This window comes from Silanimonas algicola, from assembly GCF_054777375.1.
The window spans coordinates 703,826-722,071 of sequence record NZ_BAAHAS010000001.1; the positions used below are offsets into that span (position 1 = coordinate 703,826).

General features: G+C 68.8%; 23 protein-coding genes, 1 tRNA gene and 1 other RNA gene. 10 read left to right on the plus strand and 15 right to left on the minus strand.

Translation table 11 applies throughout. The features are described 5' to 3' along the window. Positions 1–59: 59 nt before the first annotated feature. The 7 genes from ACYVAK_RS03340 (at position 60) to rpiA (ending at position 4,797) form a co-directional block, all read left to right on the plus strand. On the plus strand, positions 60–2,276 hold the full coding sequence (locus ACYVAK_RS03340; RefSeq protein WP_461057959.1) for a putative bifunctional diguanylate cyclase/phosphodiesterase: 2,217 nt from the start codon (positions 60–62) through the stop codon (positions 2,274–2,276). A gap of 32 nt (positions 2,277–2,308) precedes the next feature. After that, the gene (locus tag ACYVAK_RS03345) at positions 2,309–2,533 is read left to right on the plus strand and encodes a TIGR02449 family protein (protein WP_397574215.1); all 225 of its coding nucleotides are present in this window, start codon (positions 2,309–2,311) and stop codon (positions 2,531–2,533) included. Further along, positions 2,530–2,829, plus strand: a complete 300-nt coding sequence (locus tag ACYVAK_RS03350; RefSeq protein ID WP_461057961.1) for a cell division protein ZapA — start codon at positions 2,530–2,532, stop codon at positions 2,827–2,829. The genes ACYVAK_RS03345 and ACYVAK_RS03350 overlap by 4 nt, the downstream gene beginning before the upstream one ends. Positions 2,830–2,883: 54 nt before the next feature. Continuing rightward, positions 2,884–3,071: non-coding RNA, 6S RNA (gene ssrS / locus ACYVAK_RS03355), on the plus strand. A 4-nt stretch (positions 3,072–3,075) separates the two neighbouring features. Continuing rightward, on the plus strand, positions 3,076–3,663 hold the full coding sequence (locus ACYVAK_RS03360; protein WP_461057963.1) for a 5-formyltetrahydrofolate cyclo-ligase: 588 nt from the start codon (positions 3,076–3,078) through the stop codon (positions 3,661–3,663). Between the two features lies 1 nt (position 3,664). Beyond that, positions 3,665–4,147 (plus strand): EVE domain-containing protein, encoded by a 483-nt coding sequence (locus ACYVAK_RS03365; protein WP_461057965.1) that lies wholly within the window; start codon positions 3,665–3,667, stop codon positions 4,145–4,147. Continuing rightward, positions 4,144–4,797, plus strand: coding sequence for a ribose-5-phosphate isomerase RpiA (gene rpiA / locus ACYVAK_RS03370; RefSeq protein WP_461057967.1), 654 nt, complete (start codon positions 4,144–4,146; stop codon positions 4,795–4,797). Before ACYVAK_RS03365 ends, rpiA begins: the two co-directional genes overlap by 4 nt. Positions 4,798–5,231: 434 nt before the next feature. Here rpiA and ACYVAK_RS03375 read toward each other — a convergent pair. The 3 genes from ACYVAK_RS03375 to rplM form a co-directional block, all read right to left on the minus strand. Beyond that, positions 5,232–5,306: transfer RNA gene (locus tag ACYVAK_RS03375), tRNA-Gln, on the minus strand. A gap of 47 nt (positions 5,307–5,353) precedes the next feature. Continuing rightward, positions 5,354–5,746: a 30S ribosomal protein S9 gene (rpsI, locus tag ACYVAK_RS03380; protein ID WP_461057969.1), complete on the minus strand. Its 393-nt coding sequence runs from the start codon at positions 5,744–5,746 to the stop codon at positions 5,354–5,356. A gap of 12 nt (positions 5,747–5,758) precedes the next feature. Continuing rightward, complete coding sequence (gene rplM / locus ACYVAK_RS03385) at positions 5,759–6,184, minus strand: 50S ribosomal protein L13 (protein WP_461058626.1); 426 nt, start codon at positions 6,182–6,184, stop codon at positions 5,759–5,761. Positions 6,185–6,386: 202 nt separating this feature from the next. Here rplM and coq7 point away from each other — a divergent pair, with 202 nt between their 5' ends. Next, a complete protein-coding gene (gene coq7 / locus ACYVAK_RS03390) occupies positions 6,387–7,034 on the plus strand; it encodes a 2-polyprenyl-3-methyl-6-methoxy-1,4-benzoquinone monooxygenase (RefSeq protein WP_461057971.1) in 648 nt (215 codons plus the stop codon). Between the two features lie 31 nt (positions 7,035–7,065). Here the strand turns inward: coq7 and sugE are convergent, their stop codons facing one another. Then, positions 7,066–7,389: a quaternary ammonium compound efflux SMR transporter SugE gene (gene sugE / locus ACYVAK_RS03395; protein ID WP_461057973.1), complete on the minus strand. Its 324-nt coding sequence runs from the start codon at positions 7,387–7,389 to the stop codon at positions 7,066–7,068. Positions 7,390–7,392: 3 nt separating this feature from the next. Continuing rightward, on the minus strand, positions 7,393–8,217 hold the full coding sequence (speD, locus tag ACYVAK_RS03400) for an adenosylmethionine decarboxylase (RefSeq protein ID WP_461057975.1): 825 nt from the start codon (positions 8,215–8,217) through the stop codon (positions 7,393–7,395). Between the two features lie 155 nt (positions 8,218–8,372). Between speD and crp the strand changes: the two genes are divergently transcribed. Beyond that, positions 8,373–9,074 carry a cAMP-activated global transcriptional regulator CRP gene (crp, locus tag ACYVAK_RS03405; RefSeq protein ID WP_461057977.1) on the plus strand — a complete coding sequence of 234 codons (702 nt, stop codon included), beginning with the start codon at positions 8,373–8,375 and terminating at the stop codon, positions 9,072–9,074. A gap of 43 nt (positions 9,075–9,117) precedes the next feature. Here crp and trpC read toward each other — a convergent pair whose 3' ends face one another. The 7 genes from trpC to pdsR all read right to left on the minus strand — a co-directional run bounded on the left by trpC (position 9,118) and on the right by pdsR (position 16,369). Then, positions 9,118–9,906, minus strand: coding sequence for an indole-3-glycerol phosphate synthase TrpC (trpC, locus tag ACYVAK_RS03410; protein WP_461057979.1), 789 nt, complete (start codon positions 9,904–9,906; stop codon positions 9,118–9,120). Continuing rightward, a complete protein-coding gene (trpD, locus tag ACYVAK_RS03415) occupies positions 9,903–10,946 on the minus strand; it encodes an anthranilate phosphoribosyltransferase (protein ID WP_461057981.1) in 1,044 nt (347 codons plus the stop codon). The genes trpC and trpD overlap by 4 nt, the downstream gene beginning before the upstream one ends. Positions 10,947–10,949: 3 nt before the next feature. Continuing rightward, positions 10,950–11,327, minus strand: coding sequence for a hypothetical protein (locus ACYVAK_RS03420; protein WP_461057983.1), 378 nt, complete (start codon positions 11,325–11,327; stop codon positions 10,950–10,952). After that, positions 11,327–11,908 carry an anthranilate synthase component II gene (locus ACYVAK_RS03425; protein WP_461057985.1) on the minus strand — a complete coding sequence of 194 codons (582 nt, stop codon included), beginning with the start codon at positions 11,906–11,908 and terminating at the stop codon, positions 11,327–11,329. Before ACYVAK_RS03425 ends, ACYVAK_RS03420 begins: the two co-directional genes overlap by 1 nt. Positions 11,909–12,003: 95 nt before the next feature. After that, the gene (gene trpE / locus ACYVAK_RS03430; protein WP_461057987.1) at positions 12,004–13,476 is read right to left on the minus strand and encodes an anthranilate synthase component I; all 1,473 of its coding nucleotides are present in this window, start codon (positions 13,474–13,476) and stop codon (positions 12,004–12,006) included. A gap of 147 nt (positions 13,477–13,623) precedes the next feature. After that, positions 13,624–15,642 (minus strand): ATP-binding protein, encoded by a 2,019-nt coding sequence (locus ACYVAK_RS03435; protein WP_461057989.1) that lies wholly within the window; start codon positions 15,640–15,642, stop codon positions 13,624–13,626. A 37-nt stretch (positions 15,643–15,679) separates the two neighbouring features. Continuing rightward, positions 15,680–16,369, minus strand: coding sequence for a proteobacterial dedicated sortase system response regulator (gene pdsR / locus ACYVAK_RS03440; protein ID WP_461057991.1), 690 nt, complete (start codon positions 16,367–16,369; stop codon positions 15,680–15,682). Positions 16,370–16,506: 137 nt separating this feature from the next. On the opposite strand from pdsR, the gene ACYVAK_RS03445 reads away from it, so the two are divergent. Continuing rightward, a complete protein-coding gene (locus tag ACYVAK_RS03445; protein ID WP_461057993.1) occupies positions 16,507–16,659 on the plus strand; it encodes a hypothetical protein in 153 nt (50 codons plus the stop codon). A gap of 163 nt (positions 16,660–16,822) precedes the next feature. Here the strand turns inward: ACYVAK_RS03445 and rpe are convergent, their stop codons facing one another. From rpe to ACYVAK_RS03460, 3 genes are read right to left on the minus strand one after another with little or no spacing between them, the layout of a single operon-like run. After that, the gene (rpe, locus tag ACYVAK_RS03450; protein ID WP_461057995.1) at positions 16,823–17,497 is read right to left on the minus strand and encodes a ribulose-phosphate 3-epimerase; all 675 of its coding nucleotides are present in this window, start codon (positions 17,495–17,497) and stop codon (positions 16,823–16,825) included. Between the two features lie 48 nt (positions 17,498–17,545). Further along, a complete protein-coding gene (locus tag ACYVAK_RS03455) occupies positions 17,546–17,872 on the minus strand; it encodes a J domain-containing protein (RefSeq protein WP_461057997.1) in 327 nt (108 codons plus the stop codon). 1 nt (position 17,873) lies between these two features. Further along, the gene (locus ACYVAK_RS03460; RefSeq protein ID WP_461057999.1) at positions 17,874–18,245 is read right to left on the minus strand and encodes a c-type cytochrome; all 372 of its coding nucleotides are present in this window, start codon (positions 18,243–18,245) and stop codon (positions 17,874–17,876) included. Position 18,246 lies beyond the last annotated feature (1 nt).

Genomic DNA, 18,246 nt, shown 5'->3' on the forward strand with positions numbered 1-18,246 from the left:
CCGTCCCGGCCCTGCGTACACTGCTTGTCCTGCCGACGACCCCGAGGCGACCACCCGCAATGCCCGCTGCCCCGTTCGCGGCCGAAGCTTGGTTCCTGGTGGTCGTGCTGGGCATGGCCCTCTTGGGGCTCTTGGTGGCGAGGCTGCGGTCGAAGCAGATCCGCCATGCGGAAGACGATGCCCGTGCCAACGAGATCCGCCGGCTCAAGCAGCAGGCCGACCTCATCCTGGCGACCTCCGGCGACGTGCTGTGGGAGCTGGACGTACGCACCGGCATGCTCGTCCGGCAGGGCATCCAGCGCATCGCCGGCAACACCGCGCCGGATGCGGTTCCGCTGGCGAAGTGGCGCGAGGAATCGGTGCATCCGGACGACGTCGAGCGACTTCGCGGCCTGGTCGAGCGCCACGTCAATGGCGAAGGCGCGCTCTTCGAGTCCGAACACCGCATCCGCCACGAAGACGGCAGCTGGCGCTGGGTCCGCGCCCGCGGCAAGGTCACCGAGCGCGATGCCAGCGGCAAGGCGATGAAGCTCGGCGGCACCACGCGCGATATCCAGGACCTCCGCCGCGCGGAGCGCGAGACCCGAGTCGCCTACGAGGTTTTCCGCAGCATGAGCGAGGCGGTCTCGGTGATCGACCTCGACTTCACCTTCGTCGCGGTCAACCCGGCGTTCTCGCGGATCACCGGATACAGCGAAGCGGACGTCGTCGGCCTTCCATCCAACCTGCTCGATTCCTCCCAGCACAGCGCCGAGTTCTACCAGCGCGTCCGCGGGGTCGTCGTCCGCAGTGGCCACTGGAGCGGCGAGATGTGGCAGCGGAGGAAGGACGGCGGCGAGTTCCTGAGCTGGATCGAGCTGTCGGAGGTCACCGACGCCAGCCAGCAACGCACACACTTCGTCGCGGTCGTCAACGACATCACGCAGAAGAAGCGCGCCGAGCAGGAACTTCGGTATCTCGCGAACTACGACACGCTCACCGGCTTGCCGAACCGGACCCTGCTGGCCGAGAGGCTGTCCCGCGCGATCATCCGCGCACGCCGCCAGGAGAGCCGCGTCGCCGTGCTCTTCATCGACCTCGACCACTTCAAGGACATCAACGACTCGCTCGGCCATGCAGCGGGCGACCGCCTGCTGAAGGCGGCCGCGGCTCGCCTGCAGGCCGCGGTCGGACCTACCGACACGGTGGCGCGGCTCGGTGGCGATGAGTTCACGATCATCGTCGAGGACCTCGACGGGGTAGCGTCGGTCGAACGCCTGGCGCGCGAACTTCTCGCGGCGTTCAACCTACCGCTCGAGGTCGACGAGCGTCACAACGTGAGCATCACGCCGTCCGTGGGCATCAGCCTGTATCCCGACCATGCGATGGTGCCGACCGACCTGCTGAAGTTCGCGGACACCGCGATGTACCAAGCCAAGTCGCAGGGGCGGAACACCTTCGAGGTGTACGACGAGGCGATGGACGCGGAGGCACGCCGCCGGGCCAACCTGCTCGCCGCACTCCGGCGGGCACTGGCCCAGGACGAGTTCCGCCTCGTCTTCCAACCCCGACTGAGCCTGCGCAGCGACCGCATCGTCGGCGTGGAAGCCTTGCTGCGCTGGCGTTCGGCCGACGTCGGCGAGGTCAGCCCGGTCGAATTCATCCCGCTCGCCGAGGAAAGCGGGATGATCCTCGCGATCGGTGAATGGGTGATGCGCGAGGCATGCCGGACCCTTCGGCATTGGCGGGACGACGGCCTCGTCGACATTTCCTGCAGCATCAACGTTTCCGTCCTCCAGTTGCTGCGTTCGCCGCTGGCGGACCAGCTCCGCGGGATCCTCGCCGAGACGGGCGTGCCGCCGGACCGGATCGAGCTCGAGGTCACCGAGAGCATGGTGATGCAGAACGCCGAACAGACGCTCGCCGTTCTCCACCAGTTGCGCGAGGTCGGCGTGCGGGTCGCCATCGACGACTTCGGCACCGGCTATTCGTCACTGATCTACTTGAAGCGACTGCCGATCGACACGTTGAAGATCGACAAGGCCTTCATCGGCGACCTGACGGACGACCCCGACGACAAAGCGATCACGGCGACGATCATCACCATGGCGCATTCACTCGGCCTGCACGTCGTCGCCGAGGGCGTGGAGACCGCCGCCCAACTCGGCTACCTCCGCGGCCAGGGCTGCGACGAGGTGCAGGGCTATTGGCTGTCCCGCCCCCTCGAGACGCCCCAGGCCTTCGCCTTCATCCGCGAGCGCAACGAAGCACCTCGCGGCGGCGCGAACGCCGCTTGACCGCCTTTCCCATCGCCGACCAAGATGCCGCCATGAGCCGACATCCCGACCCGCGCGACGACCTCGCGACGCTCGCTGCCCGCATCGACGCCCTCGTTGCCGTGGTGCAGCGGCTGTCCGACGAGAACCGGCGGCTGGTGCAGGCCCAGGAGCAGCTGGCCGGCGAACGCGCGCAGCTGCTGTCGAAGAACGAACAGGCGCGCAGCCGTGTCGAAGCCATGATCCAGCGCCTGAAGTCGATGGAGGCCAGCCCGTGAGCGAGGGCGTCAACATCCGCATCCTCGACCGCGAGTTCACCATCGGCTGTCCGCCGGACGAGCGCGAGGCCCTGCAGTCCGCCGCGCAATTGCTGGACGCCCGCATGCGCGGCATCCGCGGCGACAACAAGATGGCGGCGTTCGACCGCATCGCGGTGATCGCGGCGCTGAACCTCGCCGCCGAAGTGAACGCGTTCCGGCGAGAGCTCGACGGCCGCGACGGCGACCTGTCGCGCGGCATCGCCGACCTCAACCGCAAGCTCGAGTCGCTGCTCGCCGTCCACGCCTCGCGCTGAACCACGGCGGCCGTCACGGCCTTGCGACGCCATCGGGCGGCTATACTGCGCATGCGTCCTCTGCTGTGCTCGACAGCGTGCGCTAACATTTCGCCTTGACCCATAAATACGGCCCGGGAATTCAGCTTCATCGCCGGTGTGCATGTCCGCCCTGCTGCGGAAAGCCTGAACGCGATGACTGCGCTCCCACTTGATCCTCGGGATCAAGGTCGTTTCGTACGCATCGGCACGGCGGAGGACGTCTTCTTGAACCCCAGCGAGCTTCGAGCCTCGATGCGCGAGCGCCGCCGTGCGCTGCCCGTCCGCGAGCGGCTCGACGCGGCCGCCGCCGTCGCGTCGCACCTGCTGCCCGAGCTCGCCGCCTTCGAAGGCCGCATCGCCGGCTATTGGGCCGTCGGTGGCGAGCTGCCGTTGCATGCCGTGCAGGCCAATCTTCCCGCCACGCTGCGCTGGTGCCTGCCGGTGCTCCACGAGGACGGCCGCCTGCGCTTCCGCGAGTGGTCGGCGGGGCAGGCGCTTGCGCCCAATCGCCATGGCATACCGGAACCCGCACAGGGGCCGCTGCTGGCGGCCGACCAACTCGCCGTGGTGTTGGTGCCCTTGCTCGCGTTCGACGCGAAGGGCGATCGCCTCGGCCAGGGCGGCGGCTGGTACGACCGCAGCTTCGCGTTCCGGCGCACCGGCGACGGAGCCCTGGCCGCGGCGCCGCGCTCGCCGCGACTGGTCGGCATCGCCTACGACGGGCAGCAGGTCGACGTGCTCGAGGCCGCCGACTGGGATGTCCCGCTCGATGCCGTCGCCACGCCCTCCGCTTTCCATCGCTTCGACCGCTGACATGCCCAAGCCCGCCCGCCAGTACTGGCTGATGAAATCCGAGCCGGACGAGTTCTCCATCGACGATCTCGAACGCGTCGGCGCAGAGCCCTGGAGCGGCGTCCGCAACTACCAGGCCCGCAACTTCATGTGGAAGCAGATGCGCGTCGGGGACGGCGTGTTCTTCTACCACTCGAACGCCGACGTTCCGGGTATCTACGGCCTCGCCACGGTCGCCTCGACGCCCTACCCTGACCCGACGCAGTTCGACGCGACGTCCGACTACTTCGACGCCAAGAGCACGCGTGAGGACCCGCGCTGGTGGCTGGTCGACGTCGGCTTCGAACGCAAGCTGTCACGCGCCATTTCCCTCGACGAGCTCCGCGGGCACGCCGACGCGCTCGATGATTTCGCCCTGCTCCGGCGGGGCAACCGCCTGTCCGTGCTGCCGGTGACCGCCGCGCAGTGGAAACACATCCTCACGCTGGAGAAGCAACGCCCATGAGCACCGCCGACGAACAGAAACGCGCCTCGGCGCTGAAAGCCCTCGAATACGTCGAGGACGGCATGGTCATCGGCGTCGGCACCGGCTCGACGGTGAAGCATTTCATCGACGGCCTCGGCGCGATGAAGGACCGCATCGAGGCGGCGGTCTCCAGCTCGGAACAGAGTACCGCCCAGTTGAAATCGCTCGGCATTAGGGTGATGGACCTGAACGCCGCCGGCCCGCTGTCGCTCTACGTCGACGGTGCCGACGAGTGCGACCCGCACAATCGGTTGATCAAGGGCGGCGGCGCCGCGCTGACGCGCGAGAAGATCATCGCCGAGGCGAGCAAGACCTTCGTCTGCATCATCGACAAAGCCAAGGAGGTCGACGTGCTCGGGCGCTTCCCGCTCCCCGTCGAGGTGATCCCGATGGCGCGCTCGCTGGTGGGCCGCAAGATCGTGGCCCTCGGCGGCCAGCCGGTGTGGCGCGAGGGCGTCACCACCGACAACGGCAACTGGATCCTCGACGTGCACAACCTGCGCATCGTCGATCCACTGACCCTCGAGCGCGAACTCAACCAGATCCCGGGCGTCGTCACCAACGGCCTGTTCGCGCGCCGCGCGGCGGACGTCGTGATCAGCGCCGGCGACGTCCGCAGGAACCGCTGAGTCCCAGCGCCTCGCGGCGTCGCCCATCGCCTGCGGCCGCGCCCGCAGGCGCAGCATCGCCGCCAATCCATCGTGGATCGCGCCGACCTCGTAATCGAGCCGCGAGAGGGCGAAGGCGGCGTGCGAGCGGGACGGTCAGCGCGGCGGTGATCGAGCGCCGGGTCACGTCTTCGGGCAAGCGCACATCGAGCACGATCGCACGCACTTGCGCCTTCCTCGCCGCCTTGACCGGCAGCAGCCACCGGGGATGACCGGCGGTTTCGGCAGCGCGTCGAATCCTCGCCGAAGGCATCGCCCTCCGCGAGGTAGACGACAACCTTCGGCGCGCCGTCCAAGGTCTTGGTGACCGTGACCGCGCCCTCGCGGATCAGGCAGGAGCGCCGGGCGAACGCCAACGACAAACGGCCCCGAAGGGCCGTTGCTTGCTGCCGGTTTGGCAGCCCGTGATGGATTCGAACCACCGAATGCCTGAGTCAGAGTCAGGTGCCTTACCGCTTGGCTAACGGGCTGTAGATCCAGAGCACCGGCGCCGGCAGAGCCGACGCACGGGCGAAGCTTAGCGCTTCGAGAACTGCGTGGCGCGGCGGGCCTTGTGGAGGCCGACCTTCTTACGCTCGACTTCGCGGGCGTCTCGGGTCATGTACCCGGCCTTGCGCAGCTCCGGCTTCAGCGTGTCGTTGTACTCGACCAGCGCGCGGGCGACGCCGAGACGGATCGCACCGGCCTGGCCGGTGGTGCCGCCGCCTTCGACGGTCACCAGGATGTCGAACTGCTCGGTGGTCTTCGTCAGCTCGAGCGGCTGGCGCACGATCATGCGCGAGGTCTCGCGGCCGAAGAACTCGTCGAGCGGACGGCCGTTGACGGTGATGTTGCCCGTGCCCTTGCGCAGGAACACGCGGGCGGTCGAGGACTTGCGGCGGCCGGTGCCGTAATTCTGCTGGAGTGCCATGTGCGGTCTCTTTTACAGGTCCAGCGGCTTCGGCTGCTGGGCGGTGTGCGGGTGCTCGGCGCCGGTGTAGACCTTGAGCTTGCGGAACATCGCGCGGCCCAGCGGCGTCTTCGGCAACATGCCCTTGACGCCGATTTCGATCACGCGCTCGGCGTGGCGGTCGAGGGCCTGCTCGAGGGACTCGGACTTCAGGTTGCCGATGTAGCCGGTAAACCGGTGGTACATCTTGTCCTTCAGCTTGTTGCCGGTGACCGCGATCTTGTCGGCGTTGATGACCACGAAGTAGTCACCGGTGTCGACGTGCGGGCTCCAGGTCGGCTTGTGCTTGCCGCGCAGGCGGAACGCCAGTTCCGAGCACAGGCGGCCCAAGGTCTTGCCGGCCGCATCGACGACGAACCAGTCGCGCTGGACGGTCTCGGCCTTGGCGCTGACGGTCATGCTCTTCATGACAGCTCCAGAAAGCGAAAAGTGAAAGGGTAGACGAAAAAGGATAGCTGGCCTCCCGACCCTTTGCAAGGGGCAGGGGCGTGTCCGACGTTCAGGTTCCCGCCCGGAACCGGGGGTTCACAGGGCGTGGCTGGCGCGACGGCGCGAGGGTGCGCGAGCATACGGCATCGCCGCCCACCCCATCCAGACCCCCGTGCCCACCCTGATCCGAGATTCCCGCCCGCTCGACCACTGGCTCGGCGAACTGCAGGGCGCGCTCAACACGATCTTCGCCCGACCGGCCGCTCAACGCGCCAATCCCGGGGCCGCGCATCCCGAGGCGACGCTTGACGACGCCGAGCGCCGCCACGCTGCCGGACTGATGCGCATCAACCATACGGGCGAGGTCTGCGCGCAAGCGCTGTATTCGGGCCAGGCCGCAGTGGCCCGCGATCCGGCGGTGCGTTCCCAGCTGCACGAGGCCGCGCAGGAGGAAACCGACCACCTCGCCTGGTGCGCCGAGCGCCTGCACGAACTCCACAGCCGTCCCAGCCTGCTGAACCCGATCTGGTACGCGGGCAGCTATGCGATCGGCGTGGCCGCGGGACTGCGGGGCGACGGCTGGAACCTCGGGTTCGTGGTCGAGACCGAGCGCCAGGTCGAAGCCCATCTCGCCGAGCATCTCGAGACCCTGCCACCGGCCGACGCCCGCTCGAGGGCGGTATTGGAAGTGATGAAGGCCGACGAGGCGAGGCACGCCGACCATGCGCTGGAATCCGGCGCGCGCGCACTGCCCCCACCCATCCCGCAGGCGATGGCGGCGGTGTCGAAGATGATGAAGGTCGCGGCCTATCGGATCTGACGGCCGGCCACCCGGCGAAGGAATCGAGGACTCAGGCCGCCGTGAGCTTCAGGCCGATGATGCCCGCCAGGATCAGGGCGACGCAGAACGCGCGGGGCCACGTGGCGGGTTCGGCGAACAGCAAGACACCGGCAATGGCGGTCCCCACCGCACCGATACCGACCCAGATCGCGTAACCGGTACCCAGCGGGATGTCCTTCAGCGCGCGAGCGAGGCACCAGAAACTGGCGGCCATCGCCGCGACGGTGACCGCGCTGGGCCCGAGGCGGCTGAAGCCCTCGCTGTACTTGAGGCCGACCGCCCAGACGATCTCAAGGAGTCCGGCAGCGACCAGCCAGAGCCACGCGACGCCCACGGATCAGGTGAGGTTGCGGCCGTGGAACAGCTCCTCGATCTCGCGCTTCAACTGCGTCTCGATGCGCATGCGGTCCTTGAAGCTGAGGTTCTTCGCCCGCTCCTCGAAGAGGTAGGTATCGAGGTCGAACTCCTTCAGGTGCATCTTCGTATGGAAGATGTTTTCCTGGTAGACGTTCACGTCGATCATCTCGTACTTCGACTTGATGGGCTTCGCGAGGAAGTCCTGGATCGAGTTGATGCGATGGTCGATGTAATGCTTCGTGCCCTTCACGTCTCGGGTGAAACCACGGACCCGGTAGTCCATGATCACGATGTCGGACTCGAAGCTCTCGATGAGGTAGTTCAGGGCCTTCAGTGGCGAGATGACGCCGCAGGTCGCCACGTCGATATCGGCACGGAAGGTCGCAATGCCGTTGTGCGGATGCGTTTCCGGGTACGTGTGCACGGTGATGTGCGACTTGTCGAGGTGCGCGACCACGGAGGCCTCGGGGGCCTCGTCATGCTCGACCACGGCGTCGGAGATGATCTCCTTGCCCGCGGCCTTCTTGTCGATGACCGGCTCCTCGGAGATGAGGATGGTCACCGAGGCACCCTGCGGGTCGTAGTCCTGGCGGGCGACGTTGAGGATGTTCGCCCCGATGATCTCGGCCACGTCCGTGAGGATCTGGGTCAGGCGCTCGGCGTTGTACGCCTCGTCGATGTACTCGATGTAGCGCTGCCGCTGCTCTTCGGTGACCGCGTAGCAGACGTCGTAGATGTTGAAGCTCAGCGCCTTCGTCAGGTTGTTGAAACCTTGCAGGCGGAGGCGCGGCAGCGGCTTGACCACGGCGGGGGTCCTTGAGGAGGGGTGCGCGAGAGGGGCCGGGATTATCGGGCAATGTGACCCGTGGGACCACCTTTTCCGGCCGGCAGGGCCAAAATGCGATTGAATCCACAGTCCGGGGCGCAATAAGCTAAGGAGACGCTTCGAAGGAACACGCCATGATCCAGACCGCTTCCGCCACCCTGCTGACCCCGACGGTCCGTCCGCAGGTGGCCAGCTCGCCGCTGGACCTCGACAAAGCCACGCTCGCCCGCTTCCTCGACCAGTGCCATCGCAGGAAGTATCCGAACCGTACGGACGTCTTCCGCCCGGGGGACGCGGCCACCACGCTCTACTACGTGGTCTCGGGGTCCGTGAGCGTGATCAGCGAGGAGTCCGAGGACCGAGAGCTGGTCCTCAGTTATGCCAATCCCGGAGACTTCGTCGGCGAGATGGGCCTGTTCGTCAAGGCGGACAAGCGCGTCGTGACGCTGCGCACCCGGTCGCCGGTGGAACTCGCCGAGATCAGCTACGAGCGCCTGCACCAGCTGCTGACCGGCCCGCTGTCGGCCGACGCGCCGAAGTTGCTCTACGTCATCGGCGCACAGCTGTCGAAGCGCCTGCTGGAGACCAGCCGCAAAGCCAGCCGCCTCGCGTTCCTCGACGTGGGCAGCCGCATCGTCCGCGCCCTGCATGATCTCTGCCAGGAGCCCGACGCAATGAGCCACCCGCAGGGCACGCAGATCCGCGTCTCGCGGCAGGAGCTGGCCCGCATCGTCGGCTGCTCCCGCGAAATGGCCGGCCGCGTGCTGAAGCAGTTGCAGGAGCAGGGCCTGCTGCACGCCCGCGGCAAGACCATCGTGGTGTACGGCACCCGCTAAGGCGCGGGTGGTGGCGCGGCGCCCCGGGGGCGCCGCACCGCGTTCAATCGAACAGCGCGCGCAGGGCCGTGCCGGGATCCTCGGCGCGCATGAACGCTTCGCCGACGAGGAAGGCATGCACGCCGGCAGCGCGCATCGTTTCCACGTCCTGGCGCGCGAGGATGCCACTCTCCGTCACCAATCGACGGTCCGCGGGCACGGAGTCCTTCATGCCCAGCGTCGCTTCGAGCGACACCTCGAACGTTCGCAGGTTGCGATTGTTGATGCCGATCAGCGGCGAGGCCGTCTGCAGCGCGCGCTCGAGTTCGTCCGCGTCGTGCACCTCCACCAGCACATCGAGCCCGAGACCCATCGCGAGGTTGCTGAACCCCGCGAGCCGGGCGTCGTCGAGCGCGGCAACGATCAGCAGCACCGCATCGGCACCGAGGGCGCGCGCCTCGTGGATCTGGTACTCATCGACGGTGAAGTCCTTGCGCAGCACCGGCAGCGCGCACGCCGCGCGCGCCTGGACCAGGTAGTCGTCGTGGCCTTGGAAGAAATCGACGTCGGTCAGCACCGACAGGCAGGCGGCGCCGCCACGCTGGTAGCTGGCGGCGATGTCGGCCGGGCGGAAATCGGCGCGCAGCACGCCCTTCGACGGGCTGGCTTTCTTGACCTCGGCGATGACCGCGGCCTGCCCGGCGGCAATCTTCGCCTCCAATGCGTTGGCGAAGCCGCGCACCGGCAACGCATCCCGGGCACGCGCGACGACCTCGGCGAGCGGCACGCGGGCGCGGCGTCCGGCGACCTCCTCGGCCTTGCGGGCGAGGATCTTCTGCAGGACGTCGCTCACGTGGATGCTCCCGATGCCTTCATGTTGGTCAGCGCGACGAACTGGTCGAGCTTGGCGCGCGGCGTCCCCTTCGCCATCTCGGCGCGGGCGCGGGCGAGGCCGTCCTGGATGCTCACTGCGACGCCAGCGGCGTAGAGCGCCGCACCGGCGTTCAGCGCGACCACGTCGGCCGCTGGGCCGCCACGGCCGTCGATGGCCTCCAGCAGCATCGCCTTCGACGCCTGTGGATCATCGACGCGCAACGCCGAGAGCGGCGCACGCTGCAAGCCGAAGTCCTCGGGCGCGATCTCGTACTCGCTGATCTCGCCATTGCGCAGCTCGCCAACCAAGGAGCGTTCGCCGAGCGAGATCTCGTCGACGCCGTCGCGGCCCCAGACCACCAGGGCCCGCTTGCTGCCGAGTTTCTTCAGCACGCGGGCCTGGATGCCGACGAGGTCGGGATGGAAAACGCCCATCAGGATGTTCGGCGCGCCGGCCGGATTGGTCAGCGGCCCGAGGATGTTGAACAAGGTTCGCACGGCCATCTCGCGGCGCACTGGCGCGACATTCTTCATCGCCGGGTGGTGGATGGGTGCGTACATGAACCCCATCCCGCTCTCGGCGAGGCAGGCAGCGACCTGCGACGGCTGCAGCTCGATGGCGCAGCCCAAGGCCTCGAGCACGTCGGCACTGCCCGACTTCGAGCTCACGCTGCGATTGCCGTGCTTCGCCACCGAGGCACCGGCCGCTGCCGCGACGAACATGCTGGCCGTCGAGATGTTGAAGGTGTGCGCACCGTCGCCACCCGTGCCGACGATGTCGACGAAATGAGCCGCGTCCGGAACTTCGACCTTTGCCGAGAACTCGCGCATGACTTCCGCCGCGCCGGCGATCTCGCCGACGGTTTCCTTGCGGACGCGGAGCGCGATGAAGATGGCCGCGGTCATCACCGGCGAAACGTCGCCGCGCATGACCTGGCGCATCAGGTCGATCATCTCGTCGTGGAAGATCTCGCGGTGCTCGATGACGCGCTGGAGCGCCTGCTGCGGTGAAATCGGCATGGTTCAGGTGTCGTCGCTGGTTTCGATGTCGATGGTGATGTGCGTCGGCGCCGCCTCGGCCAAGGCATCCAGCTCGGCGAGCGTCCTTCCGTCGAGGGCCGTGGCGAACTCCTGGTCGGTCAGTGGACGACCGCGCTGCTCGGCGAGCTTCGCTCGCACCTGCGCGAGCTTCATGTGCAGCCCGAGCTTCGCGGCATCGCCCATGCCTGCCTCGAGCGAGGCGAGACTGTCGGAGAACGCCTCGGCGCTGGACCCGTCGAAACGTTGCGCGGCATCGTCATGCGCCGGCGACTCGGGGCCGGAGCCTGCCGCCACCGCCGGTAGCGACAATGCGGCCAGGCCGGACAACGCCAGGGCAAGCGCGAGCGGGAGGGTGCGCATCAGCGACGCTCGATGAAGTTCTTCAGCAGCGCGTGCCCGTGCTGCGTGAGGATGGACTCGGGGTGGAACTGCACGCCCTCGACCGGCCACTCGCGATGGCGCAGCCCCATGATCTCGTCGAAGCCGCCGTCGTCGGCCTCCGTCCATGCCGTGACTTCGAGAGCCGCAGGCAGTGTTTCCCGCTTCACCACGAGCGAGTGGTAGCGGGTGGCCTCGAACGGGTCGGGCAGGCCCGCGAACACGCCTCGGCCGCCGTGGCGGATCATCGAGGTCTTGCCGTGCATGATGACCTTGGCGCGCACCACGTCGCCGCCAAAGGCCTGCCCGAGCGACTGGTGGCCGAGGCAGACGCCGAACACCGGGATGCGCGCGCCCAGCGTCTTCATCACCGCCACGGAGACGCCAGCCTCGTTCGGCGTGCACGGCCCCGGCGAAATGACGATGCGATCGGGCTTCAACGCCTCGATCTGAGCGACGGTGAGCTCGTCGTTGCGGACGACGCGCACCTCTTCACCCAGCTCTTGCAGGTACTGCACGAGGTTGAAGGTGAAGCTGTCGTAGTTGTCGATCATCAGCAGCACAACGGGCTCCGGCGGGGATACTGTCGGGGTCGCGGGGAATTCCTGAGCGGGGCGCAGTGTGCCAGAGCCGGAATCAAGGGGGATGCAACCGGGCCCTACAGTCCCTTCGCCGCCTGCGCCACGGCGCGGAACAGCGCGCGGCTCTTGTTCATCGTCTCCTCCCACTCCTTTTCCGGGTCCGAGTCGAAGACGATGCCGGCGCCCGCCTGCACGTGCAGCTGGCCGTTCGTGATGACCGCCGTTCGGATCGCGATGGCGGTGTCGGCGTCGCCCCACCAGTTCACGTAGCCCACGGCGCCCGCGTAGAGATTGCGCTGGTGCGGTTCGAGCTCGCGGATGATCTCGAGCGCACGGATCTTCGGCGCGCCGCTCACGGTACCGGCCGGGAAGGTCGCCTTCAGCACGTCGGCGTACGAGAGGCCGTCCTTCAGGCGCCCCTGCACCTCGGAGACGATGTGCATCACGTGGCTGTAGCGCTCGATGACGAAGCGCTCCGGCACCCGCACGCTGCCGGCCTCGCTGACGCGGCCCGCATCGTTGCGGCCGAGGTCGATCAGCATCAGGTGCTCGGCGCGTTCCTTCGGATCGGCCAGCAGCTCCGCCTCCAGCGCCTTGTCGGCCTCCACCGTCGCGCCCCGCGGCCGCGTGCCGGCGATCGGCCGCACCGTCACCGTGCCCTGCTGCTGGCGCACGAGGATCTCCGGCGACGAACCGACCACCTGCAGGCGGCCGGTGTCGAGGAAATACATGTAGGGCGAGGGGTTCAGCGCGCGCAGCGCGCGGTAGACGTCGACCGGACGCGCCTTGAAGGGGATCGAGAGGCGCTGGCTCAGTACCACTTGGAAGGCATCGCCAGCGGCGATGTAGTCCTTGGCCTTCAACACCGCGGCCTTGAAGCCGTCCTTGCTGAAGCCGCTGATGAAGTCGGACTCGTCGACGAGGCCGGCGTCGAGCACATCGGGATAGCTCGCGCCGGCATGGCGCAGGCGATGGGTGAGCGAATCAAGCCGTGCCTGCGCGCGGGCCAGCGCCTGCGGCTCGGCCGGGTCGGCGTGCACGACGAGGTAGAGCTTGCCCTTGAGGTTGTCGAACACCGCGAGCTCTTCGCTGAGCATCAGGAAGATCTCGGGGGTGCCCAGGTGGTCGGGCGCGACCGGCCTGGCGAGCTTCGGCTCGATGTAGCCGATGCACTCGAAGCCGAACCAGCCGACGAGGCCGCCGGTGAAGCCCGGTAGGCCGTCGATGCGCGGCACCGAGTACGACGCGCGCAGTCGCTCGACTTCGCCCAGTGGATCGGCGAGCTCGCGCGTCTCGACCACCTCGCCGAACTCGCGCACGGTGAGCGTGTGGCCGTGAACCGACCAGGTGCGGCGCGCCGGTAGGCCGATGATGCTGTAGCGCCCCCAGTTCTCGCCGCCCTCGACCGACTCGAACAGGTAGGCGTTCGGGCCGTCGACGAGCTTCAGGTACACCGAGAGCGGTGTATCGAGGTCGGAGAGCACTTCGCGCACGACCGGGATGCGGTTATGGCCGTCGGCGGCGAGGCGGGCGAATTCAGCAGTGTCCATCGGGGCGGGGCGGGCGGCAGGAGCCGAGGATCGAACGGCCACGCAGTATGCCAGCGCGGCCACGACGAACTGTCATGACCTGCCCCCAGACTCTCATCCCGCATCGTCAGGGATGAAACGGGGGCCACGGATGGCCCCAACCCGGCCTCAGGACCGGACGCCCTCCCCCCCCGGCGCGCGTCGCCACGGAAGTCGCAGGCGGAACACCACGCCGCTGCCATCCTCGAGGTTGTCGGCGTCGGTGCTGCCGCCGTGGGCCGCGGCCACCAGCTTGACCACGTGGAGGCCGAACCCGAGGTGCACGGCGCCATCGGCGGTGCGAGAGCGCTCTCGCAGCGACACCAGCGAATCGAACAGCCGGTGACGCATCGCCTCCGGCAGCTGCGGGCCGGTGTTGCGTACCTCGATCACCACCTCGCGCACACCACGCCTCAGCGCGATGCCGATCTCGCCATCGCCAGGGGTAAATCCGCGGGCGTTGTCGACGAGTTTGTCGAGCGCCTGGACGAGCAGTTCCGGGGACCCGTGGATCCGGCAGGCCGCTTCGAGGCCGTCAAGCCGCAGCCGGCGCGGTGCCAGCATGTCGCGGTATCCCTCGCCGACGTCGGCCAGAAGGCGGGCGAGATCGAAGCCCTCGTGCTCGGCCGCAGCGATGGCGTGCTCGATCCGCGTCGCCTCGCTCATGGTGCGCACCAGTTGCCCCATCCGCTCGACGCCGTCGCGGGCGCGCGCCACGTAGGGCCGTGCGTCGGCGGGCAGCGCCGCCAGGTCGAGGTTGTCCAACGAACTGCGGACGATGGCCAGCGGCGTCTGCAGCTCGTGCGACAGCTTGCTGCTGAGCGAACGCAGGTAGCTCGTGTAGGCCGCGATCTCGTCGAGCAGCTGCGAGAAGCTGCGGGAAAGGTCGCCGATCTCGTCCCGCGCCGTCGACACGTCGAAACGACGCACTTCGCCGCTGCGGTCGAGGGCCTGCTCGGCGGCGTCTCGCAGCCGTCGGATGCGCTGCGACAGGCGCGTGGCGAACAGGAAGGCCACGCCGCCGGAGGCGAGGAAGGCCAGCAGGGTCAGCCCGAACAGGTGCGCCGCGGCGCGATCGGCCAGCAGCAGGGCTTCGGCGTTGCTGCGATCGAGCCGCAACACCGCGCGAACCTCGCCGTCCACGCGCACCGGCACCGCGCTGCTGAGGATCAGCCGAGTGCCCTGCGGATCGCGGCGCCATCGCGACTCCGCCCGGCCTTGTGCCGCGGCGAGGCGCTCCGGCCGGTCGTCGCGCAACGGCGACGTGCCGATGGCGAACGCATCGAGTTCCGCCGCATCGAGCATCGCGCGATACAGAAGGCGCCGCCACGACAGCATGTCGTCGCCGGCGGCATCGGCGCGCAGCGCACCGTCGGCGGCCAGCGCCCAGCCGCGCCCATCGACCACCACGGCGCGCACGTCGTCGGGCAGCAGCGCACCGAGCTCGCGCTGCAGGCGCGGCGACGGGCGGTACAGGGCGAAGCGCGGCGAGGCGGATTCGGTGGCACCACCGCCTCCGTCGGCATCGCGGCGGACGAGCCGCAGGGCATTGAGCGACAGCCCCTGCGGCAGCGCCAGTTCCACCGCGTAGCCTCCGGCGGTCTCGCGCCAACCGGCATCGACCAACACCGGGGCGGCGCCGCCGTCGGCGGCTGCGGCACGCGTGTTGCCGTCGGCGCGGGCGGCCAGCTTGAGGCGCATGGGTCCGAGGCTGGTGTCGAGTTCGAGCAGCAGCGCATCGATCGCGAGGTCGCCGGGCCAGTGTGCTTCGCCGCGCTGGGGCGTCGCATCGTCGACAGCGATGAAGAGCAGCCGACGCTCGTTGTAGTGACCCACCGCGAAGCGCACACCCGGCATGGCCTCGTCCTCCTCCAGCGGCGCGGTCGCCGCGCCCCAGTCGGCGGCATCGCCATCGAGGCGTGGCGAGACCGACAGGGCATGGACGGGCAAGGACGGACCGGCGGGCGGAAGCAGCGCGGGGCGTAGCGCGAGAGAGCGTGCCACCGCCTCGCCCGAGGCCTCCAAAGCCTGCTGCTGGCCCTGCCGCAAGAGGCTCTCCATTTGCACGAGGGCCTGCCAAGCCGCCCACGGCAGCACCAGCGCCACCAGCGCGAGCAGCAGGAGCTGACGGCGCAGGCTCAGGCGCACGCCGGCGGCATCGCCTTCGATGTGCGGCGGAGGCGCCTCACGGCCGCCAGCGGTAGCCGGCGCCGTGCACCGTGTCGACCTCGTCGAACGCGGTGTCGATGGCCTGGAACTTCCGGCGGATGCGCTTGATATGCGAGGTCACCGTGGCGTCATCGACGACGACCTGCGCCTCGCGCATCAGCTGCTCGCGGTTCTTCACGTGGCCCGGGTGGCGCACCAGCGCGTGCACGATCCAGAACTCGGTGACGGTGAGCGGTACCGCTTCGCCGTTCCAGCTCACCTGCATGCGTTCGAACTCCAGCTTCAAGCCACGCAGGACGATCACCGAATCGCGCGTGGCCGGCGCGCGCAGCGCTTCGACACGACGCAGCAGCGCATGGATGCGCGCGGTGATGTGCGGCAGCGAGACGCCCTTGCTCAGGTAGTCGTCCGCCCCGAGGCGCAGGCCGGAGATCACGTCGAGCTCGGAATCGCGCGCGGTGAGGAACAGGATCGGCAGGCTGGCCGAGCGCGCGCGCAACTCGCGGCAGAGCTCGTAGCCGCCCTCCAGCTCATCGCCAAGGCCGACGTCGATCATCACGAGGTCGGGCAGCTTCACCGCGAACGCGGCGCGGGCTTCCGGGCGCGAGGCGTACGCAGAGACCGCAAAGCCATGCTTGCGCAGGGCCTCGGCGTAGTTGTCGCGGATGGCGGGTTCGTCTTCGACGATGGCGATGGCGTGGGTCATGGCCGCCAGTCTAGCGGCGCTTTCCCGGGCGGGAAGGCACTGCCCGCGATTTGCCATGACGCGTCCCGAAGCCGCCGCGTGGCGGCGGCACGGCGGTAGATCGAACGGCTGCAATGCAGGGGAAGGAGGATGTCCCCATGCCCACATCGTGTTTCCGACGCGCCCGGATGGGGCGCGAGCATCGCGTCACCGCATCGCCCCGATTCCGCGCCGAACGCGGCGCCCTATGGCTCGGACTCGGCCTGTGCTTCGCCACCCTGTTCGTGCTGCGTGCCACCGACCCCCGCTGAAAGGAACCCCATGAGCCTCGAGATCGAACTGCCTCCCGGCGCCGCCCTGCCCCGCGGCGCGCACGTCGGTGAACCGCCGCGCGATGCCGCCCTGGCCCTCGCGCGATTCCTCGGCCGCGTGCCAACCCCGCCCAGCGACCGGGAAGTCGCCCGCCGCTGCGGCTCAGCCGCGGGCAGCGGCCACTTCGGCGCGCATCGTCGCGATGACGGCGGCGTAATCCGGTGCGTTGAAGATGGCCGAACCGGCGACGAAGGTGTCGGCGCCCGCCGCGGCGATGCGGCCGATGTTGTCGGCCTTGACGCCGCCGTCCACTTCGAGCCGGATGGCCTTGCCGCTTGAATCGATGCGCTTGCGGATGGCCTCGATCTTGCGCAGGGCCGAGTCGATGAAGCTCTGCCCGCCGAACCCCGGATTCACGCTCATCACGAGCACGAGGTCGAGGTTCTCGAGCGTGTAATCGAGCACGTCCACCGGCGTCGCCGGGTTCAGCACCAGGCCGGCCTGGCAGCCGTGCGACTTGATCAGCTGGAGGGTGCGGTCGACGTGGCGGCTGGCTTCCGGGTGGAAGCTGATCACCGACGCGCCGGCCTTGGCGAAGTCCGGGACGATGCGATCGACCGGCTCCACCATCAGGTGCACGTCGATCGGCGCGGTGATGCCGTGCTTGCGCAGCGCTTCGCAGACCAGCGGGCCGATGGTCAGGTTCGGCACGTAGTGGTTGTCCATCACGTCGAAATGCACCCAGTCGGCACCGGCCTTGAGCACGGCGTTCACCTCGTCGCCGAGGCGCGCGAAGTCGGCGGAGAGGATGGACGGGGCGATGACGCAGTTCGACATGGGAATCCCGGTGCGGCGCGGAGTAGGAGGACGGGGGGCGCGTGGCGCTCAGCGCTCGCGGCGGCGCTGCTGGACGAGGTCGTAGGCGCGGTTGATCTCGCGCAGCTTCTCGTCCGCCTGCGCGCGCAGCTCGGGTGCCACGCCTTCCAGCTTGTCCGGGTGGTACTGCGAGACGAGGCGCTGCCAGGCGCGACGGATGGTCTCGTCGTCGGCGCTGGGGTCGACGTCGAGCACCATGTAGGGGTCGGGGCCGCCGCGGCGGAACCAGCCGCGGTCGAACCCCATGCCGATCAGCGCGCCCAGTACACCACCGGCCGGATGACGCAGCAGCAGCCATCCGGCGAGAAACCCGAGGATCGTGCCGTACCAGCGCAACTCAGCGCTCCGCGGGCGGGCGGAAACCCGGCTGGGCGGCGTACCAGCGCGCGAGGGCCTCGATGTCGTCGGGCTGAAGCGCATTGCTGATGGCGTTCATCGCCACCGCCTTGCGGCTGCCGTCGCGGTAGGCGTTCAAGGCGAGAACCAGGTAGGCCTCGTCCTGGCCGCCGAGGTGGGGCGTGCCGGGCTGGCGTGCCGTGCCGTTGACGCCGTGGCAGGCCACGCAGAGGCCCAGCTGGGCAGGCTGCTCGGAGACGGCGGCAGGCGGTGAATTCGCAGGCAGACGCGGCGAGCCCGCGGGCGGGCTGGTCTGGGCAAGGGCCGCAACGGGGAGGCCGAGGGCGATGGCAGCGACGAGGAGCGGCTTCATG